This is a genomic window from Lentzea sp. NPDC054927 (assembly GCF_053610285.1).
On the sequence record NZ_JBSGXZ010000007.1, the window covers coordinates 139,458 to 165,594 of the forward strand.

At 68.0% G+C, this 26,137-nt stretch carries 29 protein-coding genes; 14 read left to right on the forward strand and 15 right to left on the reverse strand.

Annotated features, from left to right (window positions below; genetic code table 11):
• Positions 1–65: 65 nt before the first annotated feature.
• Positions 66–1,232, forward strand: coding sequence for an MFS transporter (locus ACWGE0_RS13905; protein ID WP_452261266.1), 1,167 nt, complete (start codon positions 66–68; stop codon positions 1,230–1,232).
• Between the two features lie 15 nt (positions 1,233–1,247).
• Here ACWGE0_RS13905 and ACWGE0_RS13910 read toward each other — a convergent pair whose 3' ends face one another.
• A complete protein-coding gene (locus ACWGE0_RS13910; RefSeq protein WP_452261267.1) occupies positions 1,248–2,513 on the reverse strand; it encodes a D-alanyl-D-alanine carboxypeptidase family protein in 1,266 nt (421 codons plus the stop codon).
• A gap of 61 nt (positions 2,514–2,574) precedes the next feature.
• On the opposite strand from ACWGE0_RS13910, the gene ACWGE0_RS13915 reads away from it, so the two are divergent.
• Together ACWGE0_RS13915 and ACWGE0_RS13920 are read left to right on the forward strand one after the other, a co-directional pair.
• On the forward strand, positions 2,575–2,802 hold the full coding sequence (locus ACWGE0_RS13915) for an SCO4848 family membrane protein (protein WP_030478462.1): 228 nt from the start codon (positions 2,575–2,577) through the stop codon (positions 2,800–2,802).
• A gap of 8 nt (positions 2,803–2,810) precedes the next feature.
• Positions 2,811–3,161, forward strand: a complete 351-nt coding sequence (locus ACWGE0_RS13920) for a hypothetical protein (RefSeq protein WP_452261268.1) — start codon at positions 2,811–2,813, stop codon at positions 3,159–3,161.
• 95 nt (positions 3,162–3,256) lie between these two features.
• Here the strand turns inward: ACWGE0_RS13920 and ACWGE0_RS13925 are convergent, their stop codons facing one another.
• A complete protein-coding gene (locus ACWGE0_RS13925; protein WP_452261269.1) occupies positions 3,257–3,625 on the reverse strand; it encodes a hypothetical protein in 369 nt (122 codons plus the stop codon).
• Positions 3,626–3,629: 4 nt separating this feature from the next.
• Between ACWGE0_RS13925 and ACWGE0_RS13930 the strand changes: the two genes are divergently transcribed.
• Both ACWGE0_RS13930 and ACWGE0_RS13935 read left to right on the forward strand, forming a co-directional pair.
• Positions 3,630–3,812: an LPXTG cell wall anchor domain-containing protein gene (locus ACWGE0_RS13930; RefSeq protein ID WP_452261270.1), complete on the forward strand. Its 183-nt coding sequence runs from the start codon at positions 3,630–3,632 to the stop codon at positions 3,810–3,812.
• 39 nt (positions 3,813–3,851) lie between these two features.
• Entirely contained in the window at positions 3,852–4,766 is a 915-nt protein-coding gene (locus tag ACWGE0_RS13935) for a hypothetical protein (protein WP_452261271.1), read from the forward strand.
• A 186-nt stretch (positions 4,767–4,952) separates the two neighbouring features.
• Here the strand turns inward: ACWGE0_RS13935 and yhjD are convergent, their stop codons facing one another.
• From yhjD to ACWGE0_RS13970, 7 genes are all read right to left on the reverse strand, one after another.
• The gene (gene yhjD / locus ACWGE0_RS13940; protein ID WP_452261272.1) at positions 4,953–5,939 is read right to left on the reverse strand and encodes an inner membrane protein YhjD; all 987 of its coding nucleotides are present in this window, start codon (positions 5,937–5,939) and stop codon (positions 4,953–4,955) included.
• 24 nt (positions 5,940–5,963) lie between these two features.
• Positions 5,964–6,989: a tryptophan--tRNA ligase gene (gene trpS / locus ACWGE0_RS13945; RefSeq protein WP_452261273.1), complete on the reverse strand. Its 1,026-nt coding sequence runs from the start codon at positions 6,987–6,989 to the stop codon at positions 5,964–5,966.
• 27 nt (positions 6,990–7,016) lie between these two features.
• Positions 7,017–7,208 (reverse strand): hypothetical protein, encoded by a 192-nt coding sequence (locus tag ACWGE0_RS13950; protein WP_452261274.1) that lies wholly within the window; start codon positions 7,206–7,208, stop codon positions 7,017–7,019.
• A 123-nt stretch (positions 7,209–7,331) separates the two neighbouring features.
• Positions 7,332–9,854 (reverse strand): bifunctional FO biosynthesis protein CofGH, encoded by a 2,523-nt coding sequence (locus ACWGE0_RS13955; RefSeq protein WP_452261275.1) that lies wholly within the window; start codon positions 9,852–9,854, stop codon positions 7,332–7,334.
• A gap of 62 nt (positions 9,855–9,916) precedes the next feature.
• Positions 9,917–11,575, reverse strand: coding sequence for a TIGR03767 family metallophosphoesterase (locus tag ACWGE0_RS13960; protein ID WP_452261276.1), 1,659 nt, complete (start codon positions 11,573–11,575; stop codon positions 9,917–9,919).
• 325 nt (positions 11,576–11,900) lie between these two features.
• The gene (locus ACWGE0_RS13965; RefSeq protein WP_452261277.1) at positions 11,901–12,695 is read right to left on the reverse strand and encodes an exodeoxyribonuclease III; all 795 of its coding nucleotides are present in this window, start codon (positions 12,693–12,695) and stop codon (positions 11,901–11,903) included.
• Between the two features lie 11 nt (positions 12,696–12,706).
• Positions 12,707–12,925: a hypothetical protein gene (locus ACWGE0_RS13970; RefSeq protein WP_452261278.1), complete on the reverse strand. Its 219-nt coding sequence runs from the start codon at positions 12,923–12,925 to the stop codon at positions 12,707–12,709.
• A 168-nt stretch (positions 12,926–13,093) separates the two neighbouring features.
• On the opposite strand from ACWGE0_RS13970, the gene ACWGE0_RS13975 reads away from it, so the two are divergent.
• Entirely contained in the window at positions 13,094–13,408 is a 315-nt protein-coding gene (locus ACWGE0_RS13975) for a hypothetical protein (RefSeq protein ID WP_452261279.1), read from the forward strand.
• A gap of 27 nt (positions 13,409–13,435) precedes the next feature.
• On the opposite strand, the gene ACWGE0_RS13980 is transcribed toward ACWGE0_RS13975, so the two are convergent.
• The 3 genes from ACWGE0_RS13980 to ACWGE0_RS13990 form a co-directional block, all read right to left on the reverse strand.
• Positions 13,436–16,054: an AAA family ATPase gene (locus tag ACWGE0_RS13980; protein WP_452261280.1), complete on the reverse strand. Its 2,619-nt coding sequence runs from the start codon at positions 16,052–16,054 to the stop codon at positions 13,436–13,438.
• 142 nt (positions 16,055–16,196) lie between these two features.
• Positions 16,197–16,511, reverse strand: a complete 315-nt coding sequence (locus ACWGE0_RS13985; protein ID WP_452261281.1) for an SH3 domain-containing protein — start codon at positions 16,509–16,511, stop codon at positions 16,197–16,199.
• Between the two features lie 179 nt (positions 16,512–16,690).
• The gene (locus tag ACWGE0_RS13990) at positions 16,691–17,914 is read right to left on the reverse strand and encodes an NADP-dependent isocitrate dehydrogenase (protein ID WP_319967503.1); all 1,224 of its coding nucleotides are present in this window, start codon (positions 17,912–17,914) and stop codon (positions 16,691–16,693) included.
• A 272-nt stretch (positions 17,915–18,186) separates the two neighbouring features.
• Here ACWGE0_RS13990 and ACWGE0_RS13995 point away from each other — a divergent pair, with 272 nt between their 5' ends.
• The 4 genes from ACWGE0_RS13995 (at position 18,187) to ACWGE0_RS14010 (ending at position 22,014) form a co-directional block, all read left to right on the forward strand.
• Complete coding sequence (locus tag ACWGE0_RS13995; RefSeq protein ID WP_452261282.1) at positions 18,187–18,993, forward strand: metal-dependent hydrolase; 807 nt, start codon at positions 18,187–18,189, stop codon at positions 18,991–18,993.
• Positions 18,994–19,071: 78 nt separating this feature from the next.
• On the forward strand, positions 19,072–20,580 hold the full coding sequence (locus ACWGE0_RS14000; protein WP_452261283.1) for a PHP domain-containing protein: 1,509 nt from the start codon (positions 19,072–19,074) through the stop codon (positions 20,578–20,580).
• Positions 20,577–21,059, forward strand: coding sequence for a hypothetical protein (locus ACWGE0_RS14005; RefSeq protein ID WP_452261284.1), 483 nt, complete (start codon positions 20,577–20,579; stop codon positions 21,057–21,059). Before ACWGE0_RS14000 ends, ACWGE0_RS14005 begins: the two co-directional genes overlap by 4 nt.
• Before the next feature lie 10 nt (positions 21,060–21,069).
• Positions 21,070–22,014, forward strand: a complete 945-nt coding sequence (locus ACWGE0_RS14010) for a ribose-phosphate diphosphokinase (RefSeq protein WP_452261285.1) — start codon at positions 21,070–21,072, stop codon at positions 22,012–22,014.
• Position 22,015: 1 nt separating this feature from the next.
• Here ACWGE0_RS14010 and ACWGE0_RS14015 read toward each other — a convergent pair whose 3' ends face one another.
• A complete protein-coding gene (locus tag ACWGE0_RS14015) occupies positions 22,016–22,642 on the reverse strand; it encodes a TetR/AcrR family transcriptional regulator (RefSeq protein ID WP_452261286.1) in 627 nt (208 codons plus the stop codon).
• Positions 22,643–22,746: 104 nt separating this feature from the next.
• On the opposite strand from ACWGE0_RS14015, the gene ACWGE0_RS14020 reads away from it, so the two are divergent.
• Genes ACWGE0_RS14020 through ACWGE0_RS14030 form a run of 3 tightly spaced genes read left to right on the forward strand, consistent with a single transcriptional unit; the run spans position 22,747 to position 24,855 of the window.
• On the forward strand, positions 22,747–23,796 hold the full coding sequence (locus ACWGE0_RS14020) for a medium chain dehydrogenase/reductase family protein (protein WP_452261287.1): 1,050 nt from the start codon (positions 22,747–22,749) through the stop codon (positions 23,794–23,796).
• Complete coding sequence (locus tag ACWGE0_RS14025) at positions 23,793–24,251, forward strand: TetR/AcrR family transcriptional regulator (RefSeq protein ID WP_452261288.1); 459 nt, start codon at positions 23,793–23,795, stop codon at positions 24,249–24,251. Before ACWGE0_RS14020 ends, ACWGE0_RS14025 begins: the two co-directional genes overlap by 4 nt.
• 16 nt (positions 24,252–24,267) lie before the next feature.
• Positions 24,268–24,855: an ABC transporter permease gene (locus ACWGE0_RS14030; RefSeq protein ID WP_452261289.1), complete on the forward strand. Its 588-nt coding sequence runs from the start codon at positions 24,268–24,270 to the stop codon at positions 24,853–24,855.
• Positions 24,856–24,860: 5 nt separating this feature from the next.
• Here ACWGE0_RS14030 and ACWGE0_RS14035 read toward each other — a convergent pair whose 3' ends face one another.
• Positions 24,861–25,196 (reverse strand): nitroreductase/quinone reductase family protein, encoded by a 336-nt coding sequence (locus ACWGE0_RS14035; protein WP_452261290.1) that lies wholly within the window; start codon positions 25,194–25,196, stop codon positions 24,861–24,863.
• A 60-nt stretch (positions 25,197–25,256) separates the two neighbouring features.
• On the opposite strand from ACWGE0_RS14035, the gene ACWGE0_RS14040 reads away from it, so the two are divergent.
• Positions 25,257–25,871, forward strand: a complete 615-nt coding sequence (locus ACWGE0_RS14040; RefSeq protein WP_452261291.1) for a TetR/AcrR family transcriptional regulator — start codon at positions 25,257–25,259, stop codon at positions 25,869–25,871.
• Here ACWGE0_RS14040 and ACWGE0_RS14045 read toward each other — a convergent pair.
• Positions 25,868–26,128 (reverse strand): Prokaryotic metallothionein, encoded by a 261-nt coding sequence (locus tag ACWGE0_RS14045; RefSeq protein ID WP_086669330.1) that lies wholly within the window; start codon positions 26,126–26,128, stop codon positions 25,868–25,870. The genes ACWGE0_RS14040 and ACWGE0_RS14045 overlap by 4 nt on opposite strands.
• Between the last annotated feature and the right edge of the window lie 9 nt (positions 26,129–26,137).

Sequence of the window (26,137 nt, forward strand, 5' to 3'; positions counted from 1 at the left end):
GAAGTATCAGTCAGTCCTGGCTTCTGATGCGATTGTTCCAGTCGTGGATACCTAACTTGGCGTACATGACCAAGCCACACAGGTGGCGGTGGCCCGCGCTTGCCGCGTTGCTGCTCGCCGAGGCGATGAACCTGTTCGACAGCACCGTGATGCCGATCGCGGCACCCGCGGTCCGCGCCGATCTCTCGGTGAGCGACACCGCGCTGCAGTGGCTCACCAACGGCTACACGCTCCCGTTCGGGCTGCTGCTGATCGCCGGTGGCCGTCTCGGCGACTTTTTCGGGCGCCGGCGGGTGTTCGTGATCGGCATGCTCGTCTTCGTGTTGTGCTCCGCAACGTGTGCGTGGGCGCCCCACGTGGCGGTGCTGCTGGCGGCGCGTGCGGTGCAGGGGGCGAGTGCCGCGTTGATCATCCCTCAGACGTTCGGCCTGATCCGTGCCATGTTCTCCGGAGACGAGGTGCCCAAGGCGTTGGGCACCATCGGGCCCGTCATGGCGCTGTCCGCGTTGTGCGGTCCGGTGGTGGGGGGGCTGCTGACCGAGGCGTTCGGCTGGCAGTCGGTGTTCTTGGTCAACGTGCCGCTCGGCCTGGCCGTGCTGGCCGCCGCGCCGTTGATCCGCGAGGACCGCGCCACGAGCCGGCCCGAGCTGGGCGGACTGCTGCGCGGCCGGGTGTTTCCGGCATCGCTGGCCGGTTCGTTGCTGTTCTTCGCGGTGATGAACGGCCTGGTGTTCGTCCTGGTGCTGTACCTGCAGCTGCGGGAGGGCAGAACGCCGGCGGGTGCCGCGCTCACGCTGCTGCCGTGGTCGGCGGGACTCGCGCTCGGTTCGTGGATCACCGGGTCCGTGCTCGTGCCGAGGTTCGGGCCGCGGGTGATGCGCGCTGGGCTGGTGCTGGTGCTGGTGGGTTTGGCCGGGGTCGTCGTGTCGTTCACGGCGGTGCCGCTGCTGGTGGCCGGAATCGGGCTCGGGATGTTCACCGTGCCGTTCTTCGGCAACGCGTTGTCGGTGGCCGCCCCGAACGAGACCGGGTGGGCGTCCGGGCTGCTGAACGCGGTGCAACAGCTCGGCGCGACCGCCGGGGTGGCCCTGCTGGGCGCGGTGTTCTTCCGGTTCGGCACGTCCGCCGCGGTGCTCACGTCGATGGTGCTGATCATCGGCGTGCTGGCTCTCACCGCTGTGATGGTCCCGCGACGTGAACGAGCCTCCAGCGCCGGCGCTGGAGGCTCGTAGACCGTCCGAAGTGGCTCAGACGCCCTGTGGCGCCTGTGCGGCCTGGCGGCGTGCCCGTGCCGCCTTGGCCCGCTTGCCGCGGATGTAGAGGAGCAGACCAGCCAGCAGGGCGATGCCCGCCGCGGCCGTGATCGGGAGACCGACGGTGCCGAACGCGGTCGGCGTCGGGCGGCCAGTGCCGGTGTCCGTGGCGGCCACGTCGTTGGAGGCCTGGTTGTTCTGGGTGGTGACGACGTTCGGCTTGGGCTGCGGGGCGCCGTCCACCAGCTTGCCGACGCCGCCGGGGCCCATCGCGAAGCCGTAGTCGAGCAGCTTCGAGGCCTGGGCGTCGATGCGGGTCGGAGTTTGCTGGCCGCGCAGCAACACGACGACGAGGCGGCGGCCGTTGCGTTCGGCGGCACCCACGTAGGTGTGCTGCGAGTCGTCGGTGAAGCCCGTCTTGCCGCCGAGCGCGCCCTCGTAGTTGGCGAGGAGGCGGTTGTCGTTCGTCAGCATGATCGTGCCGCCGTTGCGGCCGGGGAACTGGGCCTGCTGCAGCTTGATGGCCTGCGCGAACTCGTCGTACTTCATGGCGCCGCGGAAGATCAGGCCGACGTCGTAGGCCGAGGTGCTGGTGCCGGGGGCGTCGAGGCCCGACGGCGTCACGGCACGGGTGTCGAGGGCGCCGAGCTCCTTGGCCATGGCGTTCATCTTGCGCAGGGCGTTCGGGACGCCGCCGAGCTGACGGGCCAGGGTGTGCGCCACGTCGTTGCCCGACGTGAGCAGCAGGCCGTGCAGCAGCTGACGGACCGTGTACTGGCCGCCGTCCTTCAGGCCGACACAGGTGCACTCCTGCTGCGTGTCCTCGGCGCTCGCGGTGACGACGAGGTCGCCGCGCAATTCCTTGGCGACGACCATCGCGAGCAGCACCTTGATGACGCTGGCGGGGCGCTGACGGCCGTGCGGGTCGTACGCGGCGATGACGGCACCGCTGTCCATGTCCGCGAGCAGCCACGAGGCCGCCGTGATGCCGGACGGTGGTTGGGCCGAGTTCGGCGGCAGGATCAGGCCGCACTCGCCCAGCCGGTCACCGCCGATCGGCTTCTCCGGCACCTCGAGCGCGGTCGGGGCCTTCTGGCCCGGCGCCGGCTGCTCGGACGTGTCCACCGGTGGCGGCGGGGTCTCGCGGTTCGCGCATTGAGCCGAGCCGGCGGCCTGCTGTGCGGTGCCGGTCGGTGCGGCGAACGCGGCTGTGGCCGTTGCTAGGACCAGGGCGACGATGAGCCGTTTGGTGAAGGGCACGGCCCCAGGCTATCCACCCCCGTTTAGCGGCTTGCACGCACCACGTCCGATACTGGTCGCCGTGAAGCTCTCGCGCCCGATGTCACTCTTCCTGGTGGCTTTCGGAGTGTGGTCGTGGGTGATCTGGCCCACGTTCCTGAAAAACATCTGGAAAGACCCTCGTTCGTTCAGCGACGGACCTACCGCTTTCTTCACGGTGCACCTGGTGCTCGTGATCGCCTCGCTCGTGTTCGGCACCGTCATCGGGGTGCTGGGCGTGCGGGGCTTCCTGGCCACTCGACGTCGATAGGAAACGCTGTGGAGTTCGTACGCCTGCTGCTGGTGTTCCTGCACCTGCTGGGCATGGGCATGCTGGTCGCGATGATCATGTTGCAGGCCAAGGCCGGCAAGGACGCCCCCGTCAACAAGGGCTGGCTGCACGGCGCCGCCCTGCAGCTGCTGACCGGTGTCGCGCTGGTGGGCATCGATCCGCTGGTCGACTCGGTGAAGTACGACCACGTCAAGATCGGCGTGAAGCTGCTGGTCGTCGTGGCCATCGCCGTCGTCGTGGCGATCAACGTCAACAAGCCCAAGGCCCCGTCCTGGCTGATGCCGACCGCCGCGTCGCTCGTAGTGCTGAACATCGGCATCGCGGTCTTCTGGACCTGATCGAGGGATGTCGCTCCACGCGCGGGTGACGTGTGCGCGCGGCACGCGCGACGTGCGGTATCCGGGCGCAACCATCGGTCCATGTCACGTATCGCCTACATCGGTGTTCTCGCCGCGGGTGCGGTGTTGACGGTCGCAGGACTGTCAGGTGCCGGACCGGAAGCCTCGGCCTCCGACGACGGCCGTGTGTGCGCCGCCGCGTGGTGCCCGAAGGACCGTCCGGGGTGGCGCTCGCCAGAAGCACGAGGCGAGCCCACGACGACGACGAAATCGAGCACCACCACGACCACGACCAAACCGACGACGACCACGTCCACCACCACCACGAGCACGACGACGTCAACGACCAAAACGACGTCCTCGTCAACGACGACCACCACTCCGTCGACTTCGACGTCGACCACCACCACTCCGGTGACGTCCACGACGACCACCACCACGCCACCGGTTTCCACGACGACCACTCCGGTGACGACGAAACCGCCGACGACGACCAAACCGGTCGCCGCACCCCCGCGCCACCAGGACAACCGCCTGGCCAACACGGGTGCCTCGTCGATCGGCTGGCTGGTGGCCCTCGGCATGCTGCTGGCCGCCGCGGGTGTGCTCATGCTGCTGCTCGACCGCGCCAGGCACGCCTACCGCCGCTGACCGTCAAAAACTGTCGGTGGCGCTCGTCACACTGACGACATGCGAATCGAACAACTGCGCGAACGCAGCGATCTAGGTGTCATCAGTGCCGGCGCCCTGAAGTCGCTGGGGGTCCCGGACCCCTGGCTGAAATGCCGCCCGGGCGGGCCGTGGCAGCGCATGCACCCAGGTGTCGTGCTGCTGCACAACGGCCCGCCCACGCGCGACCAGCAAGTCACCGCGGCCCTGCTCCGCGCAGGCCCCGGCGCCGTCGTCACCGGCGCAGAAGCCTGCCGCCGCCACGGCCTGCCCACCCGCGGCCCAGAGATCCACGTGCTGGTGCCAGGCACAGCCCGCGGCAGCGGCACCCTGATCATGGAACGCGCCTCCCCGATGCCGCCCGCTTCCGTCGTGAGCGGCTTCCCTCTCGTGTCCGCAGACCGCGCCGTCGTGGACGCGTGCCGGCAACTCCGTTCGCCCGACGACGCCACGGCCCTGATCGCCGCCGCCATCCAGAAGGGCCGCTGCACACCCGAGAGCCTCCGCGCGGAAGCCACCACCAACCGCTACGGCACCAAGCTCGTCCGCGCCGTCCTGAAGGAACTGGGAAGGGCGCAATCCGTAGCCGAACGCGACGCCCGCCGCCTCTCCCGCAAGATCCGCCTGACCACCCCGCACTGGAACGCCACGATCGCGGACGCCGACGGCGTGATCATCGGCCGCCCGGACGCGTGGTTCGACGACGTGGGCCTCGCCTGGGAGATCGACTCGAAGGCCTTCCACTACGGCCCGCGCAACTACGAACGAACCCTCGCCCGCAACAGCCGATACGCGGCGGCGGGGATCCTCGTCGTGCAAACGCTGCCCACCCGCCTGCGCGACCACCCGGAGCAGGTCGCGCGAGAGCTGAAGAAGGCACACCGGGCGGCAGCGGCAAGACCGAGGCCACCCGTGCGAATCGTCGAGCCGACCTGACGCACGGCACGGCGCGCCCACGTGGCAACGCCGCGATGGCTGCTCTGTCGGTATTGCCACGATGGGTGAGCCCGCTGCTGATGGACTGCTGGGCAGCGGTGATGCACCCACGCTCCGCGATTGGGGCTTTACCTCGGCGTGCAGCAGACGATCTGTCGCACGCAACCCGCTCCTACACGGCCCGACCTAGCGCTTGCGCCACCGAAGCCCGAGCAGCGCCCCCACCACGGCCCCAGCCCCGAGCATCAACGAGGGCGAAGGCCCAGACCGAACCGACACCACGGGCTGAATGACCGCAGGCGGCGGCGCCGGAACCACCTCAGGCTCCCGGTTCTCCCGCGCAGTAGCCGTCCAGGCCGCGATGAACAGCAAGAACTGCGCCACCAGGTTCGCGAAGACCAGCACACCGATGACAGACCCGAACGCGGCCGAGGTCGGAGAGGACGTCACGAACGACAAGAAGATCGTCGCCGCCTGCTTCAGGATCTCGAACCCGATGGCCGCCGCAAACGCCCCGCGCAGCGCCGAGCGCCACCCGACGGGCTTGCGGGGCAATCGTGCGAGCACCCACAGGAACACCATCCAGTTCGCCAGCAGCGACAGGATGATCGAGCCGATCTTCAGCAGGACGCGCGCCCAGCCGGCGTCCTCCAGCCCCATCCACTCCAGCACCTGCTCCGCGAAACCGGAGCCCAGGGCGGTGATGCCGAACGACAGCACGATGGCCAGCCCGAGGCCGATCAGCGCCACCAGGTCACGCCACAGCGTGCCGAGGAACGGGAGGTTCTCCTTGGCGTGCCCCCACTGCGCGGTCAGCGCGTCGCGGAGGTTGCCCATCCACCCCAGGCCGGAGTAGGCCGCGCCGAGCAGGCCGATGATGCCGACCGTGCCCTTGGAGTCCAGGGCGGTGTTCACGGCCTCGTTGATCTGCTCGCTCAGCTGCTTGTCCGGCACGGCCTCGGCGATGGCCGCGCGCAGTTCGGCCAGCAGGTCCGGCTGCGACTGCAGTACGAAACCGGCGATGGCGAAACCGATCATCAGGATCGGCACGAGCGACAGCACGCTGAAGTACGTCACCGCGGCGGCGTAGTGCGTGCCGTACCTCTCGGTGAAGCGCTCGTACGCCAGCATGATGTGGTCGAGCCACGCGTACTTCCGCCGCCACTTGTCCACTCGCAAGACGCTAGTGCAAGTGCACTACTCAGGCAGAACAAAGCCGATCTTCTCGTACGTGCGGCGCAACGTGCCGGCCGCGACGTCGCGGGCTCGTTCGGCTCCGGAGGCCAGGATCTTGTCCAGCGAGGCCACGTCGTCGAGGTACGTGCGAACCCGCTCCTGGACCGGCGTGACCCAGTCGGTGAAGACCTCGCCGAGGTCCTTCTTCAGGTCGCCGTAGCCCTTGCCGTCGTAGTCGAGCACCAGCGACTCGACCGTGCGGCCGGTCAGGGCCGAGTAGATCGTCAGCAGGTTCGAGACGCCCGGCTTGTTCTCGACGTCGAACACGATCTCGCGGCCCGTGTCGGTGACGGCCGAGCGGATCTTCTTGGCCGAGCGCTTCGGGTCTTCCAGCAGCTCGACGACGCCGCCGGGCACCGACTTGCTCATCTTCGCCGTCGGGTCCTGCAGGTCGAAGATCTTGGCGGTGTCCTTGACGATGTACGCCTCCGGCAGGCGGAAGGTCTTGCCGTAACGCGAGTTGAAGCGCGTCGCGAGGTCGCGGGTCAGCTCCAGGTGCTGGCGCTGGTCCTCGCCGACCGGCACGTAGTGCGCCTGGTACAGCAGGATGTCCGCAGCCTGCAGGATCGGATAGGTGAACAGGCCCACGCCGACGGACTGCTCCTGGCGCGCGGACTTGTCCTTGAACTGCGTCATCCGCGACGCCTCGCCGAAGCCGGTCATGCACTGCATGACCCAGCCGAGCTGGGCGTGCTCCGGGACGTGCGACTGCACGAACAGGGTCGCCCGATCCGGGTCGATGCCCAGTGCGAGCAGCTGAGCTGCGGAGACGCGGGTGTTCTGGCGCAGTTCCTTCGGGTTCTGCTCCACGGTGATCGCGTGCAGGTCGACGACGCAGTAGAACGCGTCGTGGTCTTCCTGCAGCGCCACCCACTGCCGCACCGCACCCAGGTAGTTGCCGAGGTGGAACGACCCGGCCGTCGGCTGGATGCCGGACAGGACGCGGGGGCGCTTGGCTGGCTGTGCTGGCGCGTTCTCCGTGGACACGGACGAAATCTTCTCAGACCAGGTGAATCAGTTCTGCGCGGTGTCCTGCTGCGCCAGATCGACGCGCTGGTTCGCGGCCGTGACGGTGGCCGGCTTGCGGCGCTTCACCAGGCCGAACACCAGACCGCCCACACCCGCCGCGACCGCGATCAGGCCGACGGGACCGGCAGCGGTGCCGGTCATGCTGCTCTCGACCGCAGCGCTCAGTACCAGACTCATGCCGTGCACTTGCCGAGCCTCCCCAAGGCACAGATCCACCCCGGAACGAGTGAACCTTGCTGACTGATTGGCCGCCAAGCTACCGAAGGCCGGTAGCGTCTGTGCGCCGAAACAGACTATCGGTCACTGGTGATCGATATGCACTCGCCCATATGTCGTAGTCCGCTGACGGGCGTTACGCCCTGCGAGCGAAGCCAGGGTTTCAAGCTCACGCACAGTACGCGCCGACCCGTGCTCGGATCCGGCCATGCGGCTGATGGTCTCCTCCATCAGCGTGCCGCCGATGTCGTTCGCACCGCCGTTGAGGATCTCCGCGGTGCCCTCGTCACCGAGCTTCACCCATGAGCACTGGATGTTGTCGATCCGCCCGTGCAACGCCAACCGCGCGAACGCGTGCACGGCGCGGTTGTCGCGGCGGGTGGGGCCGGGGCGGGCGACTCCCGCCAGGTAGATCGGGGCGTTGCGGTGCACGAACGGCAGCGCGACGAACTCGGTGAGCCCGCCGGTCCTGTCCTGCAGCTTCGCGAGCACCCGGAAGTGCGTGAGCCAGTGCCCGGGGTGGTCCACGTGGCCGTACATCATCGTCGACGACGAGCGAATGCCCAGCTCATGAGCCGTGCCGACGACGTCGAGCCAGGTCGCGGTCGGCAGTTTGCCCTTGGTGAGCACCCAGCGCACGTCGTCGTCGAGGATCTCGGCCGCCGTGCCCGGAATCGTGTCGAGGCCGGCTTCCTTCAGCTCGCTCAGCCACTCGCGCACGCTCACGCCCGCCTTCGCGGCGGCCGAGACGATCTCCATCGGGCTGAACGCGTGCACGTGCATGCCGGGCAGACGCTTCTTGATCGCGCGCACGACGTCGGCGTAGTAGGTCACCGGCAGCTTGGGGTCGATGCCGCCCTGCATGCAGACCTCGGTGGCGCCGTCGTCCCACGCCTCCTGCGCGCGGTCGGCCACTTCCTCGGCGGAGAGCCGGAAAGCGTCCGCGTCACGCTCGCGCTGGGCGAAGGCGCAGAAGCGGCATCCGACGTAGCAGACGTTGGAGAAGTTGATGTTCCGGTTGACCACGTACGTGACGTCGTCGCCCACCACCTCGCGCCGCAGATCGTCGGCGAGCTTCGTCATCTCCTCCAGCGCGTCGCCGTCGGCCGTCAGCAGTGCCATCGCGGCCTCGGTGTCGCCGAGCAACGCCGCGGGGTCGTTCGCCGCGATCTTCAGTCCACGTTGGACGTCATCCGGAAGCCGTTGCGGGGCAACGGGAATCTTCAGCTCGTCCCAGTCGCCGTAGACCTCGTCGAAGTCGCCGCGGCGGTCGTTCGTGCGGCCTTCGGTGTCGATCGAGGTGTTCAGGTCCGCGCGGCCGTACGTGTCGGTCCCGCCGTCGGGCTCCTGCCACTCGCGGCCGACGACCTCCGCCTCCGGGTTCGCGAGACCGTTTTCCAGCGCCAGCGCGGAAACGTGCGCGGTGAGCCGGGTGTCGATCCACTGCCCCGCCGTCGCGCGAACGTAGCGCGGGTAGACGTTCAGCCGTTCCTGCAAGGAGAAACCGGCTTCCTTGGTGATCTCCGTGAGCTTGTCGACCTGCGGCCACGGCTTCTCGGGGTTCACGTGGTCCGGCGTGATCGGCGAGACGCCGCCCCAGTCGTCGACGCCCGCGCGCAGCATCAGGTCGAACTCACCGCCGACCAAGTTCGGCGGCGCCTGCACGCTCACGGTCGACGGCATCACCAGGCGCGCCACGGCAATCGTGGCCGCGAGCTCGGTGAGGTCGGCGTCGGGCATGCCGCGCATCGCCGTGTCCGGCTTGGCGCGGAAGTTCTGGATGATCACTTCCTGGATGTGCCCGTACTGCTTGGCGACCTGACGCATCGCGAGCAACGACTCCGCGCGCTCGGCAATCGTCTCGCCGATGCCGATCAGGATTCCGGTGGTGAAAGGGACGTTCACGCGTCCGGCGTCGGTCAGCACCCGCAGCCGGACCGCCGGATCCTTGTCCGGGCTGCCGTAGTGCGGGCCGCCCTTCTCACTCCACAGCCGCTCGGCCGTGGTCTCGAGCATCATGCCCATGCTGGACGCGACGGGCCGCAGCCGCGACAGCTCCTCCCAGCTCAGCACGCCGGGGTTCAGGTGCGGCAGCAGACCGGTTTCCTCGAGCACCGCGATGGCACTGGCCCGCACGTAGTCCAAAGTGGACTCGAAGCCGCGCGCCTCCAGCCACTCCTTCGCGGCGGGCCAGCGGTCCTCCGGCCGGTCGCCGAGCGTGAACAGCGCTTCCTTGCACCCCGCCGCCGCACCCTTGCGCGCGATCTCCAGCACCTCGTCGCGTTCGAGGAACGCAGCGGGCACCTTGTGCGGCACGGTTGCGAACGTGCAGTAGTGACACCGGTCCCGGCACAGCCTCGTCAGCGGGATGAACACCGACCGGCTGTACGTGACGACACCAGGACGCCCCTCCGCGAGCAGATGCGCGTCCCGCACCCTGCCCGCCGAGGCCAACAGCGCGTCCAGGTCCTCGCCGCGCGCATGGAGCAACACGGCCGCTTCAGTCGCGTCGAGCACAGCACCGTCGGCGGCCCGGCGCAGCGCACGCCTCATGGCCGCCGCGCTCGGCCGGGGCTGCGGTGCGGTTATCGAGATGTCCACTGCCACGTCAACGACCTTAGGCCGCCGAAATTCCTGATCACCGCGCACGGGGTGTGGGACATCCCATATCACCGCACGCTGACCAGCAGTTCCGTGTTCCGGTCCAGCGGCGTGCCCAGCGGGTTCGTCCGCGAGTGGATGTCGTTGTAGGTGAACTCCCGGCACAGGCTCGCCAACGCCGTGTCCGACCTGTCGTCGTAGTCGACCTGATACGGCGCATCCGCCTCGAGAAGGGTCGTGAACAGCGACAACGTGCCGTCCGCGTTGTCCGCGACCTCGATGACACGGGCGTGCTGCGGGTAGTCGACGTGCGCCGCGGTGTTGATCTCCCAGAAGCTCCGGCTCGGCGTGTCGTGCCGGTGCGGCGTGATCACGTTGCGGTGCGTGTGCCCGTTGACCCACGCCAACACGTTCGGGAACCGGTGCAAAAGGTTGACCAACGCGTCGCCGTTCATGCGCGGGTCCAACGGCCGGCGCTTGTCCGGCAGGACGTTGCCCATCGTCGTGCTCGTGTGGTGGCTGAAGAGCACGAACAGCTCGTCAGTGACGTTCTGCCGTGCGGGCCTGCCGAGCCAGTCGTAGTAGAGCGAGCTGCTGCGCTTGAGGGTCTTCTCGATCCAGTTGAGCTGGTGCAGCCCGATCGAGCCCGTGGAGAACCCGGCGAGGTTCGTGGTGTCCATGCTGATGCCGGTGACGCCAGGCGCCATGCGGAACGTGTAGAAGACGTCGACGCCATCCGCGTTCGCGTCCGTGTAGCCGTGCCCGCCCGACGGCAGATGCTTGCGCACGAACTCGCCGGTGTCGAACAGCCGCCTTTTCGGATCCGGCGTGACGGTCCGGACGACGCCGCCGTTCGCGAGGATGGCGAGCGCTTCCGGGATCGCCTTGGGGTCGTTGAACGCCTGCGCGACCTTCGCGTTCTGCACGGGGTCGCCAAACCCGACGATCTTCTTGCTCCCGGTGTACCAGCTGTCGAGCAACCCGTCCGGCAGCGCGCCGACCACGCTGTCGTCGTGGTTGCCGATCGTGGAGTACCACGGAATGTTCAGGCCTGGACTGGTGAACTCCCGCACCGCCGCGTCGAGAAGTCCTTGCAGCTGCGGGAATCCGGCGGCCTTGTAGTCGTCGCTGCCGCTGAGGTCGGGCTGCCAGAACGTCTTGATGCCCGCGTTCTGCACACCCTCGTACCTCGGGTCGCCGGTGTTCGGCGTGATCCGGCCGCCGTTGAGGATCGTGAGGAACCAGTCGAGCTCGACGTTCTCGTGGTTGTCGGTGTTGTCGCCGGTCGTCATGAGGAAGTCAAAAGGCCTGCCGGTCAACGGTCCTCGGCGAACGGCGTTGACGCGCTTCACGAGCGACGTGGAGCCCTGCGTGGTGAGGGCTTCCTGCGGCCGGTGCGCACTGGAGCCCATGATCGGGTGCAGGTACTCGAACCGGAGCGGGCTCTGGGCGTCGCAGATGTGCATGTCGCTGAACTGCACGAAACTGGTCAACGCCTGACGCCGGGCTTCCCGGCCCGCCTTGGCCGGGATCAGGTCGCTGCGCACGACCGTCGGCCACCCCGGCCCCGCCGCGAGCCTGCGATAGCCGCTCGCACCGACCGGTGCCGCCGTGGTGTCGAGCGTGGTGCCTGCGGTCGACGCGAACGCCTGGGTGTCGAGGAGTGGCACGCCTGCGGCGCCCACGCCCATCGCCAGCAGGAACGAACGCCGATTGAAACCCGTCATGAGCGCCCCCGATTCATCGATGCTGAATCGTGCTCATGTTCGGGGAGCCGGCGGGTGAAATCGAGCCGTCAGGAGAGGGACAAGAGCGATAAAGGCTGGGCGGGCTGAGTCACTCGGAGCAGTCATCGCGTCGGCAGCTGTCAAGGCGTCTGCAAGTACCACCAACAACTGATCAACAGGCCTCTAACCACTACCAACTGATCTGGCGCCATCCGCCACCGCACTCGACCGGCATGACGACGACGCCAAGTTGGTAGTAGCTAGAGGCGATTTGATCATGAGTTGGTGGTACTTGCAGACGCCAGAACCCACCAGCCGGGCTGGGTCAGTCGGAGTAGACGACGGTGACCGGGGCGTGGTCCGACCAGCGCTCGGCGTACGTCGCCGCCCGCTCGACGACCGCGGACTGCGCCCGAGCAGCCAGCCCGTCCGTCGCGACCTGGTAGTCGATCCGCCAGCCCGAGTCGTTGTCGAAGGCCTTGCCGCGGTACGACCACCACGAGTACGGCCCGACGGCGTCCGGGTGCAGCGAGCGCATCACGTCCGTGTACCCCGAGGCGAACACCGAGGACATCCACTCGCGCTCGTAAGGCAGGAAGCCAGAGGACTTCTGGTTCGTCTTCCACGCCTTCAGGTCTTCGGCGCGGTGCGCGATGTTCCAGTCACCACACACGAGCACCTCACGGCCCGATACGGCCGCCTTCTCTCGCAGCGACACAAGGTACGGCAGGAAGGCCGCCAGGAAGCGGTCCTTCTCGTCCTGCTTCTCGGTGCCCACGTCGCCGGAGGGCAGGTACAGCGAGGCCACAACGACGTCGGGCAGCTCGATCTCCAGGTAGCGGCCGCTCGACTCGAACTCGGAAGTTCCGAAGCCCACACGCACCGATGACGGTTCAACGCGCGAGAGGATGCCAACGCCTGCGCGGCCCTTCAGTGATGACGGGGCGTACACGCCGTGCCAGCCGGACGGTGAATGCACGTCCTGAGACAGCTCAGCGGGTTCGGCGCGGACTTCCTGCAGGCACACCACGTCCGCGGAGGAGGCGGCGAGCCACTCGAGGTAGCCCTTCTTGGCGGCGGCGCGCAGGCCGTTGACGTTGATCGTGGAGACCGTGAGCACGACCGGGAAGCCTACTTGGAGGCCAGGCCCCAGGGCTTCGGGTACTCGGCGTTGCAGCCCGCGCAGTGTGCGGTGAGGTCGAGGTAGCCGACGATCGTGGCCATCTCGTCGCGCGGAAGGGCGAGTTGGCGCTGGCCGTCGATCTCGGTGTAGAGGCCCTGCCACTCGGGGACGCAGGAGCACTGCGTGACGGCTCTCGACCGGCCCCACCGAAACATGTTGCGCAGCATGCCCGCAAGTTTGCCACACGCCACCGAAGTCGTTGACCAATGCAAAGCGCGACTTCGGAGAGAACGAAAGACTCACGACCACCACTTGAGCGTGCGGATCGGCGTGGGCCAAATTCGTGCCGGGCCCAGGAAATCTCCCCGAAGCACGAAAAGCATCAAGGAGCAGAAATGAACGCGATCAAGGGTGTTCTCGTCGGTCTCGCCGCCACCGCCGTGCTCTTCGGGGGTGCCGCCCAGGCCGTGGCCACGCCTGCCGCGAGCCAGTCGGCCGAGGCTTCTGCCAGTGTGACCGGCGAGGTCGTCGCGGTCGTCAAGGGCAAGTCCATCAAGGTCAAGGTCGACGCCTCCATGACGGTGGACGTGGACTACAACATCGTGCAGACCATCATCTCGGGTGACCTGAAGGTGGGCGCGACGGTCGAAGTGAAGGGCAAGAAGGTCGGCGCCACGATCTTCGCCTCGGGCATCATCGTCCTCAAGTAACTACGCTGGAAAAGGCCGGCGCCGCCCTCACGCGCCGGCCTTTTCCAATGCCGCGGCCAGATCGCGCCGGCCGCTAATGCCCAGTTTGCGATATGCGCGGGTCAAGTGCAGTTCGACGGCTCGCGGCGTGACGAACAGTTCCGCCGCGATTTGCCGGTTGGTCAGGCCCAGCACCGCGCGCCGCACGATGTGGTCCTCCTGCGAGGTGAGCACCGAACCCGACGGCACTCGCGCGGGACGACCGCCGGCGGCACGCAGTTCGCGGGCCGCCATGCCCATCAACGGGATCGCGCCGCACCGCTTCGCCACGTCGTGACCCTGCCGCAACGCCGCCAGCGCTTCCGGGCCGCGGCCCAGCACACGCAACAGAACGCCCCAGTCGACCAACGCCCGCGCCAACTCCAGCCGGGCCGGGGTAGCGCGCAACGTCGACACGGCTTCCTCCAGCAACCCCACCTCTCCTGCCACCACACCGGACACCCGCAGAGCAACGCCGATCGGCACGGCGAAGCCCCAGTCGCGCGCCAGTTCCAGTTCCTGCGCAACCAGCCGCAACGCCTGATCCCGCTCCCCCAACGCCAAGTGCGCCAACGCCGCGTGCGAGCGCCACGGCTGCAACGACGGGTTGCGCGCGCCGCGTCGTTCCATGCGCGTGCCGCAGGTGAGGTGGTCCCGCAACGCCGAGACGGGGTCGCCGAGAGCCATGTGCAGACGGCCGCGCTGGTGCAGAAGTGCCTGGTAGTGCGAGTACTCGGGCAAGTCGCCGTCGAACGAGCGTTCGCGCACGAGCCGACGCGCCGACGTGGTGTCGCCGGTGTCCACCCACGCGCCGACCAGCCCTGCCACCGAAGCGACGACGTTGCCGTCCTGGTTGGCGCCCAACGCATCGAGCCGCGTCAGCGACGTCATGCCGAGCCGTTCCGCGTCGGACAACGCGCCCAGTCGCCGCGCCACGTGACAACGCAGTCCCTGCACCAGAGCGGAGCACAAGGCGAGATCGCGTTCGGACGCCACCTTCAACGCCTCTTCACACTGCCGGTCCGCCTGCTCGTACTCGTCGATGCCGATCAACGCCACGATCATGTGCGCGAACGAGAACTGGTCGATCAGGTCGCGTCCGATCTGCAACGGCAGCGCGGCCAGCACTCGCCGCCGCGTCTCACCGGGCTTGGCGCCGACGGAAGCACCCCGATAAGCCAGCAGCGTGTTCAGGAACCGCTCGTTGCGCGCCGACGTCATCCGCGAGCCCAGCAACCGCGCGGTCCGCGTCTCCACCTCGCCGGAGAAGAACGACTCCTCCAGCCCCAGCGACAACGCGTACAAATCCAGCCGTTGAGCCAAATCCGCGTCGACACCGGACACCCGCGCGATCACCGACTCGACCTTCGCGACAGCGTCCCGGTGCAGCCGCCGTCCCGCGAGGTCGTAGGCGAGCAACAACGCCATCCGTCCCTCGGCCAGCACGTCCATCGACGCGCTCGAGGCCTTGTTCAACGAGGCCATTGCCGCGCCCGGATCGACCAGCGACTGCGCCTCGCTCAGCTCGACCAGCACCTCGCCGCGCAGGTCGTCCGGCAGCGGTTCGCGCAAGAGCCTGCGCAGGCACGCGATCGCTCTGTCCGAAGTGGACCGCCGAGCCGCAGCCCTCAGCACGTCCCGCACCCAGCCCTCACCGATCGGCGCGGCCTCCAGCAGGTGCGCCGCGACGTCGTCGACCGGCGCCTGGTCGTCGTGCCGGAACCGCGCCGCCCGCGCGTGAATCGCCGCCTTGTCCAGCGCGGTGGTGCTCTGCGCCAACGTCGCCGACACCATCGGCACACCCGCGAAACCCAAGCCGCTCAACGCCCGTGACGCCTCGACCGCCTCCGCCGCCGACAGCCCGGCCGCCGCACCCGCCAGCCCCAGATCCGCCTCACCCAGCACCGCGAACGACCGCGCCAGCGCCACGGCCCGCGGACCTGCCTGCGCGAGCCGCGCGACCAGCTCGCCGGCCCGTTCCCCGAGGTCGCGAGGGCGCAGGCCCAGGAGATACGGGTTACCGCAGGTGGCCACGCGCCACTCGGCGACCACCTCGTCGGTGACGCCGGAGGTGAACAACGCCCGCAGGAACCGGCCACAGGCGAGTTGGTCAAGACCTGCGAGACGGACACGCACGGCATCGCCGACCACTTCGCGCAGCAACGGCTTCGCGTCAGCGGCAAGCCCCCGCGTCACCACGATCACGACAGGCAGCTCACCCAGCCGTCTTCGCAGGTAGGAAAGGAAGTTCAGGGACGGGGCATCGGCGTGCTCCACGTCGTCGACGGCGAGCAGGACCGGAGAACCCAGGGAGATCTCGCGCACCAGCCGGTGCAACCGGTGCATCGCCGCCTGGTCGGCGTCCCCGTCGAGGATCTCGTCGGCCTCGCTCTCGAAGAGCTGAGCGACCACACCGAACCGGAATCCCGACTCCGAGACGGAACACTGCGCCCGGAAGACCTCGAAACCCAGCTCACGAGCCATCCGCACGGTTTCGGACAACACCGCCGTCTTGCCCATGCCCACGCGACCCTCGACGCACACCACCGAAGGAGCGCCTGCAAGCGCCTCGCGGACTGCCGTCAGCTCACGCTTGCGGTCGGACACCACGGAACTCGTGACCGCCACCGGATACGTCCCTTCGCCGCACGCACTTCGAACACGTGGCGGCGCGTTCCGGTTGACCGCGCTAGGCCAGCCGGATCAATCCTAGGGAGGGCGACCTGGCCTGGAAAGGGCTTACCGGACCAGGAAACACCTGGAATTTTCGCTACTTGCAGGTCGAGTCGCTGGTCAGCGCGACGAACTGCTGGCTCACCCAGCGCCGGTCGCTCAGCATGCGGTACCCGTTCTCGACGCGCGCTTGTGCGTCGGCGACCGCGTCACGCGGCATGGTCGAGACGATCGGCTGCATGTCACCCGGCCCTGACCGGACGTTGAGGATGTCCGCGGTCACCGTGATCTTGCAGATCCCCGCCGTGCTCTCCGTGCTGCCGATCGGCTTGCCGCCGTTCACCAGGAACATCACCCCGGCGACGCCCAGCACGCCCATCACGATCAATCCCCTGACCGGTACACCCAACATCGCGCTGCCTCCGACTGACCGCTACTGCCCAGACCTGGAGATATAGCGGCTGGAGGTCCCGCGTGGAGGGCTCGGCGCGGCAACCACCCGCAAGAGGAACCGACCGGGTGACGCGCAACGAGAAAGGCCACCCCGGCGTGACCGGGGTGGCCCTTTCGACTGCGTGAATCAGGCGAAGATCAGAACGACGCCATCTTCTTCTTGAGGTTCTCGTCGAGCGCGGCGAGGAAGTCCTCGGTGGTCAGCCACGCCTGGTCCTTGCTGATCAGCAGGGCCAGGTCCTTGGTCATCTGACCGGCCTCGACGGTCTCGATCACGACCTCCTCGAGCGCCTCGGCGAAGCGGATCACCTCAGGGGTGTTGTCCAGCTTGCCGCGGTGCATGAGGCCACGGGTCCACGCGTAGATCGACGCGATGGGGTTCGTGGAGGTCGGCTTGCCGGCCTGGTGCTGGCGGAAGTGACGCGTCACGGTGCCGTGCGCGGCCTCGGCCTCGACCGTCTTGCCGTCCGGGGTCATCAGGACCGACGTCATCAGGCCGAGCGAGCCGAAGCCCTGCGCGACCGTGTCGGACTGGACGTCACCGTCGTAGTTCTTGCACGCCCAGACGTAGCCGCCCTCCCACTTCATGGCCGCGGCGACCATGTCGTCGATGAGGCGGTGCTCGTAGGTGAGGCCCTTGGCGTCGAACTCCGCCTTGAACTCCTCGTTGAACACGCGCTCGAAGATGTCCTTGAAGGCGCCGTCGTAGGCCTTCAGGATCGTGTTCTTCGTCGACATGTAGACGGGGTAGCCCCGCTGCAGGCCGTAGGAGAACGAGGCGCGGGCGAAGTCCTCGATGGACTTGTTGTAGTTGTACATGCCCATCGCCACACCGCCCTCCGCCGGGAACTCGGTGACGACGTGCTCGATCGGGTCCGAGCCGTCCTCCGGCTGGAACGTGATCGTGAGCTTGCCGGCGCCGGGCACCTTGAAGTTGGTGGCCTTGTACTGGTCACCGTGCGCGTGACGGCCGATGATGATCGGCTTCGTCCAGCCCGGCACCAGCCGCGGGACGTTCGAGATGATGATCGGCTCGCGGAAGACGACACCGCCGAGGATGTTGCGGATCGTGCCGTTCGGCGAGACCCACATCTTCTTCAGGCCGAACTCCTCGACGCGCGCCTCATCAGGGGTGATGGTGGCGCACTTGACGCCGACGCCGTGCTTCTTGATGGCGTTGGCGGCGTCGATCGTGACCTGGTCGTCGGTGGCGTCCCGGTGCTCGATGCCCAGGTCGTAGTACTCCAGAGTGACGTCCAGGTACGGGTGGATCAGCTTGTCCTTGATGAACTGCCAGATGATCCGGGTCATCTCGTCGCCGTCGAGTTCGACGACGGTGCCCTGAACCTTGATCTTGCCCATAATCCTGGGCGCTCCTCTCGCGACGATGCAAGCAGGACAAGCGTACTGGTAAAACGCCGTCCTGTGCCTGCGACCCTGGTTACATCGATTCAACTGGCGCCAAGCACTGCGCCATTGGTGTGAACCGTAGTCCTCTCGTCAGCTGGTCACCACGAGAGAGGGCCCCACCAGGCAGGAGTCGATCTTCTTCGCCGTTGAACGAGTTTCGCTCCGGCGGCGTTCAAGCAACGACTACTGTCAGCACGGTCGGGTGATCATCAAAAGGGGAGTAAGTGTCAACTGGGCCAACACATGCGATGAGCGGGCTGCTCGCCTGGAGCGCTGTCACCGCGATCGCGTCGAGTCACCCGATCGGCCAGCTTTCGCCGCAGAGCTGGGCCGTCGGGGCGGTTCTCGCCACCGGGGCGGCGCTTCTGCCCGACCTCGACCACCCCGGTTCGACCATCTCGCGCACGTTCGGAGCGTTGAGCGGCGGTCTTTCCGCGGGCATCAACGTGGTGAGCAGCTTCGTTTACCGGACAACGCGTCTGAAGAAGGACTCCAAGCGAGACGGCGGACATCGCGGTCTCACACACACGCTCGTCTTCGCGTTGTTGGCCGCCGTCTTCACCACGGCCGTCGTGCAGAACAGCCAGAAATGGGCGCTGCCGGTGCTGATGTTCGTGTTCGCCGGCCTCGCGGTGCGCGGGATCCTGAACGACTGGAACCCCAAGCAGGACGCCCTGATGATCACGGTGGTGTCCGCGGGGATCACCTGGGCGATGATCGCGTGGACCTCGCAGACGAACGCTTCCGCCGCGGCGTGCGGCATCGCGGTCGGCGTCGGGTGTGTCGCGCACTACATCGGCGACGCGATCACCGAGCAGGGCTGCCCGATGCTGTGGCCGATCCCGATCATGGGCAAGACGTGGTTCCCGGTGGCGCCGCCGAAGATCATGCGGATGAAGACCGGTGGCGTGGTCGAACTCGCGATCGTCGGGCCGATCGTGACGATCCTGTCGATCTGGCTGGGGCTCGCGGCGTTGCAGGGGACGGGCGCGTTGCCGTTCCTGGACTGGGTGGACCTGCTTCCGATCTAGTTCACCCAGCGTCCACCTGCACCACACCCGATCGACCTAGCCTCCACGGACCCCGACCCGTCGTGTGGAGGTTCAGCCATGTCCGAAGTAGCCCGCAGACGCTTCCTGCAGGGAGCCGGCGTGCTCGGCGTGGCGGGAGCGCTGGGCACCGGGAGCGCTTCGGCAACGCCGCGCTACCAGTGGCTTTCCGGCGATCACCACACGCACACGCAGTACTCGTACGACGGCATGTACACCATCGAGCAGCAGATCCGCGGTGCGTTGCGGCACGGCACGGACTGGCTCGTGATCACCGACCACGGCCACGCGTCGCACGAGGCGCACTCGGTCGAGGCGACGGCGGCCGATCTTCGCCGTGGTGCCAGGAAGTTCCCGCAACTGCTGCTGTGGCACGGGATGGAGTGGAACGTCCCCGGCGCGGAGCACGCCACGCTGTTCTTCGAGGACTGCCGCGACGAGGCCGGTGTGCTGCGCGACTTCGAGCGGCAGTTCGACTGGCGGCTGAACGGCGCGGAGGCCTCGACCCCGGCGAACGAGAAGAAGGCGCTCGACGCGATCCGGTTCCTGCAGACCAAGATTCGCAACGGCACGATGAAGTCCGCGCTGGTGTTCGTGAACCACCCGATGCGCAACGGCCGGGTGGCGCCCCACGAGCTCCGCGCCCTGCGTGACCTGGCACCCGACATCGTTGTCGGGATGGAGGGCGCGCCCGGAGCGCAGGGCGACGGCGACCCGTTGCGCGGTCCCGGTGGCCACCGCGGCGGGTACGCGAACAGCCCGGGCTCGAACTCCTACGCGCCCTATCCGCCCGAGGCCTACAGGACCTACGGCGGCTTCGACTGGATGACGGCGAAGGTCGGCGGCGTCTGGGACTCGCTGCTCGCCGAGGGGCTCGGCTGGTGGATCACGTCGAACTCCGACTCGCACTTCAACTCGCGCGACACGATCGTCCGAGTGCCGGAGCCGGGCAACCAGTTCGACCTGACCGGCAAGCACCGCGACGCGATCGAGGGCGGCGTGCCCCAGGTGCTGCCGCCCTACGTCGACTTCTTCCCCGGCGAGTTCTCCCGGACCGTCGTCGGCGTCACCCGGCGGACGCGGGGCGCCGTGATGGAGGGCTTGAGGGCAGGCCGAGCGTGGGTTTCGCACGGCGGCTTGGTAGATGATCTTCGATTCCAGGTTTACGCGTCCGGCGGAACCGAGACGATGGGCGGCCGTCTGCGCGTGCGTCGCGGCTCGGACGTGACCGTGCTGGTCAAGGCACATTTGGCAACTCGCCCCAACAGCGCGGGTTTCGTGCCACGATTGGGCCGTTTGGACCTCATCAAGGGCGCGGTAACCGGACGATCATCATCTGAAACGTTGGCCACGCCACATGTGAAGGTCGAGCGATCCTACGAGCCGCGCTGGCACTATGCGGTCTTCACGCACACGTTCCGCAACGTCCGGGAGCCTTTTTACCTCCGGTTGCGCGGAACTGACGGCAACCGCGGCGCGTTCGAACCGCAGGCGGACACACCCGGAGCCGCGAACCCGTGGGAGGACCTGTGGTGCTACACCAACCCGATCTTCGTGGAGGTCAGGTGACCAGCACCTTCGTCGGCATCGACGCCGGCTATGAAAACCGCTGGGAAGCGGAGAAGATCGCGTTGGAGCTGCACGACACAGTGCTGACCACGGCCCGAACGGTCGTGGTGCACGAGGTTGACAGCCACTTCGCGATGTCCTTCCTCCTGCCAGTGCCCCCGTCGGACGCAGTGGTGAACTCACTGGTCGCCCAGGGTTTCGGCGTCTCCGTACGCGGCGCGTTCTCAGCACGTCAGGTAGGCCCGGAGGCGCTTCGAGTAGGCGCCTCCACTGCTGCTGAGGCCCATCAGTACCGCCGCGAGGGACGCGCTCTGCGGTACCAAGGCCAACGGTCGTTGCGCGGCCGTCACGGCGTGTCGGACATCCTGGCGTTCACGGCCATCGAGGTCGTTTTGCCGCGCGGCACACACACCGTCGACACGCGCGGCAACCTGACGCCGTTCTTCCGCGACGGCAAGTTGGTGCTGGTCGTCGACTAGATTTCGGGGTGTGCGTGACATCGCTGTCTTCAGTGGTTCTGCCCATCCCGACCTCGCCGCCGAGATCTGCCGTCACCTCGGCGTGGACCTGTCACCCAGCCGCCTGACACGGTTCGCCAACGACTGCCTCGAAGTGCAGTTGCAGGCGAACTGCCGCGAGCGGGACGTGTTCCTGATCCAGCCACTGGTACCACCGGTGCAGGAACACCTCGTCGAACTGCTGCTGATGCTGGACGCTGCCCGTGGCGCCTCTGCCGCGCGCACGACCGTGGTGTTGCCGCACTACGCCTATGCGCGTTCGGACAAGAAGGACGCGCCGCGGATCTCGATCGGCGGACGCCTGGTCGCCGACCTGATGGTGGCCGCTGGCGCCTCGCGGGTTCTGGCGATGACGTTGCACTCTCCGCAGGTGCACGGGTTCTTCTCGGTGCCCGTCGACCACCTGCACGCGCTGCGCGAGCTCGCCGCGCACTTCTCGGCCCACGACCTGTCGAACACCGTCGTGGTGTCGCCGGATCTCGGCAACGCCAAGGAAGCCGCGCACTTCGCCCGGATCTTGGGCCTGCCGGTCGCGGCCGGGGCGAAGCAGCGGTTCGCCGACGACAAGGTGCAGATCCAGACCGTGATCGGCGAGGTCGCCGGGCGCGACGTGATCGTGCTGGACGACGAGATCGCCAAGGGGTCGACGGTGATCGAGTTGCTGGACAAGCTGCGGGAGCGCGGGGCCGGGTCGATCCGGGTCGCGTGCACGCACGGGTTGTTCTCTTCTGGTGCGCTGGAACGGTTGCAGGCCTTCGACGACGTGCTGGAGATCGTGGCCACGAACACCGTGCCGATTCCGGACTCGAAGGTCGTGCCGAAGTTGCGGGTGTTGTCGATCGCGCCGGCGATGGCGGAGGCGATGCGGCGGATCAACGTCGGAGAGTCGGTGTCGACGCTGTTCGAGGCTCCCTGACCTATTTCAGGTGCGCGAGCGCCTTGATCAACCGCTCCGCCACGTCCGCCGGCCCCGGCATCTTGCGCACCACGGCCCGTTGGTGCGCAAGGCCGTGCAGCCCGAGCCACAGCGCGACCGCGTCGCCGTAGAGGTCGTCGCTGCTGTGCGCGATACCAGCTTCCACACACGCGCTGAGCACGTCGGCAAGCAGGGTCAACGCCTCCGCGCCCAGTGAGTCCAGGTCGGCGTCGGTGATCGAGGTGTCGTCGACGGACGGGGTCCACAGGCCGCCGAACATGATCCGGTAGCGCTGCGGGTGCAGCAGAGCCAGGTCCAGGTAGGCGTTGCACACCGCGAAGAGGCGTGTCCGGGCGTCCGGGCCCGCGTTCTGGTCGGCTTCTCGCAGCGCGCACGCGAGTGCGTCCATCTCCTGTTGGACGACCGCCAGCATGATCGATGGCTGGTCGGCGAAGTGCGCGTAGATCGACGGGGCCGCGATGCCGGCCTTGCGGGCTACCGAGCGCAGGGTCACCGCGCGTTCGTCGCCGCCCTCGTCCAGCAGCGCCAACGCCGCGGCGATGATCTCCTCGCGCAGTTTCCCGCCCTCACCTCGGCGGTTGCGCCTGCGTGGCTCCGTGTTCGTCACGGCCGTAACCATACACCTGAAAGTTTATGGGTGTTAGGTCTTGCGGTCGTAGACTTACGGGCGTTAGCTTATGGCCGTAAGCACAACGAGCCGAGGAGTCAGAGATGAACGCCACCACCGCCACCACCCGCGTCACCGAGATCGTGCTGCCGGGTGTGGTCGAGCCCGCCGGCCTGCAGGTTCAGGTCCGCGACCTGGCCGCGCCTGGTGCGGGTCAGGTCGTCCTGCGGATGGACGCGACCGGCGTTTCGTTCGCCGAGCAGCAGATGCGCCTGGGCAAGTACTACGACCAGCCGGCGTTCCCGTTCGTGCCCGGTTACGACGTGGTCGGCACGGTCGTCGCGACCGGCGCCGGGGTGGATCGCGACCTGCGTGGCCACCGGTTCGCCGCGGTCACCAAGGTCGGCGGGTGGGCGAGCCACCTGATCGTCGAGGCGGCGGATCTGGTGCCGGTGCCGGACGGGGTGGACGCGGCGGCCGCCGAGACCGTGGTCGTCAACGGCGTCACGGCGTGGCAGATGATGTACCGCACCGCGAAGGTCAAGCGGGGCGACACGATCGTGGTGCTCGGTGCCAACGGCGGGGTCGGGTCGACGCTCGTCCAGCTCGCGAAGCACGCGGGCATCAAGGTGATCGGCACGGCTTCCGTCCGCCACCACGACGCGGTGCGCGAGCTCGGCGCGATTCCCGTCGACTACCGCGACCCGCACATGTACGACCGGATCCGCGAGATCGCGCCGGACGGTGTCGACGCCGTGTTCGACCACGTCGGCGGCGCCGGCCTGCACGAGTCGTGGAAGTTGCTGCGCAAGGGCGGTGCGCTGGTCAACTACGGCTCGGCGGCGACGAAGGACGAGCCGGGCAACGCGATGCTGCCGGTGCTCAAGCTGTTCGGGCAGCTGATGCTGTGGAACGTGCTGCCCAACGGCAAGCGCGCCGGGTTCTACAACTTCTGGGCAGGCAAGCGTTTCCGTGCCGCCGCGTTCCGTGCGCGGTTGAGCGAGGACCTCACGCAGGTGCTCCGCCTGGTCGGCGCCGGTGCGCTCACGCCGCAGATCGCCGCGCGCATCCCGTTGCCGGAGGCCGCCGCCGCGCTCGCGCTGGCCGAGTCGCGCACGGTGCTGGGCAAGGTCGTCATCGTTCCGGAGCCGTGAGCAGGCCCGGCTGCCGCCGGCTCATCGTGGCGGCGGCGACCGGCCTGGTCGACCAGGACCTCGCCGTGACGCTGCGGGCCGTGTCCCGTGCGGCGGACGTCCCCACCTCGTCGATCTACCTGCACTTCCCCGATCCCCCGGCGATCCTGCTGGCCGTGTGTCACGAGGCCTTCCGCGAACTCGAAGCCGCCGTTCTCGGTGCGACGAACGCCTACGCCGCAGGCCTCGCCTACCTGGACTTCGCCGTCGCACATCCCCGCCGCTACCGCGTGATGTTCGGTGCGGCCGATCTCTCCGAACCGGCGCTGCGGCTGTTCACCCGAGTCCTCGCCGACTCCGATCGCGCCATGACGTTGTGGCTGGGCCTGCACGGTCTCGCCGACCAGCGCGCGTCGGTCCGCCGCTCGTCCCAGTTCACCGTTCTCGCACCACGCCTGATCACTTCACTCATCTGACTTTCCGGAGGTCCCCATGAACGCCACCGCGATCCGCTCGGCCATCGCTGTGCCAGCCGACGAGGTCGACAACCGCGTCGCCTACCTGGGTTTCGCGTTCGCCTACGTGTTCGGCCACGGCGCCGCGCTGCTCTCCAAGTCCGGCCTGGTCGTCATGCCGTTCTGGCTGCCGATCGCGCTGCTCGCCACCGGCCTCGTCGCCGGCACGGCCTTCGCCATGACCTCGTCGTTACGTGCCCAGCGAGCCGCCACGGAGTCCCGGCGACGAGCCGAGAAGCTCGTCGGCACGGCCTGGGTCACCGGTTTCGTCGCGCTGGCGCTGGCGGTCACCGGCCTGAGCACGGTGTTCGACAAGCCAGAGCTGCAGACCGTGCTGTGGCCCGCCGGGTCGACCATCGTCGTCGGCCTGATCTACATCGCCGAAGGTGCCATCCGCGGCAACGCGTTGCACTACAACCTGGGCACCTGGCTCATGCTGGTCGCGGCGGCGACGCTGTTCGTCCCCGGTGCCGGTTTCTTCGGCGTGCTGGCGGTGCTGGGCGGCGCGGCCTATCTGCTGGCGGCGTTCCTGGAGCCACGCCGTTTGGCTTCCCTTGCCAGGTAAGGCTTCTAGAGCTGCACTCGCACCGTGACACGACCTTTGTCGTCACGGTGCGATGTCGCGTGCCCGGTTTTTTCGCCGCCATCGAGGTCAAGCGTGAGCGGACCGCCCTCGCCGTTGAAGTTGCGCCACCACGTCTTGGCGTCCGGCATCATCACGCGGATCTCGACGACGTCACCTTTGCGTTGGTAGCCAACGGGTGTGGTGAAGGTACGGCCCGACTTCCGTCCCGTGTAGGTCACCACCGTGATGCCCTTGCGCACGAGCTTGCCGACGAGCGGCGCGTCACGCAGTCCGACCATCCACTTGTTGACCGTGCGCACCATCGGCCCCTGAACTCTCATGCTTCTCAACGTAGTCTCGTAAGTGGAGACCCCTGTCCACTTGCGGCGAAGTGAGAAGAAGTGACCGCTGAACCGTCTCAGATGCGTGCCGACGCACGGGAGAACCGGGCGCGAGTGCTGGCCGTGGCGCGGGAACTGTTCGCGCAACGCGGGCTGGAGGTGCCGATGGCCGCGATCGCACGCCGCGCGGGCGTCGGCGTCGCCACCCTGTACCGGCGCTTTCCCACCAAGGAAGCGCTGGTCTTGGAGGCCTTCACCGAGCAGTTCGCCCTCTGCCAGGCCGTGATCGAGGACGCGCTGACGGACCCTGACCCGTGGCGAGGGTTCCGCACGGTGATCGAGAAGGTGTGCCTGCTGCAGGCCACCGATCGCGGGTTCACCGCGGCGTTCGTCGCGTCGTTCCCCGACATGCACTCCGAGGTCAGGGACCGGACGTGGCAGGCGTTCGCCACGTTGGTCGAACGGGCGAAGGACAGCGGGCAGCTGCGGCCCGACTTCTCGCCGCACGACCTGACGCTGGTGCTCGTGGCCAACGGCGGCCTCGCCGGCGTGCCGGTCGAGGTCGCCGTGGCCGCGTCGAAGCGGCTGGTCGCCTACCTGCTGGAGTCGTTCCGCAGCGGCACGGACGTGCTGCCGCCTGCCGTTCCGCTCAGCCTGGACCTGGTCCTCGGTTAGCCGGGATGGGCGCCGACGGTGTCGCGAATCATCGCGCCCAGGTCGGTGGACGCCGAACGCGCGCAGTGGGCGCAGCAGAAGAAGCGGCCCTCCACCTCCACGCCGTGCCCGATCACGCGGCAGTCGCAGTGTTCGCAGCGCGGCGCGAGGCGTTGGATCGCGCACTCGAAGCTGTCGAACGTGTGCACGCCGCCGCCGACGGTGCGCACCTCGAAGGCCATCCAGTACTCGTTGCCACAGACGTCACAGGTCGCCATGCGCGGAAG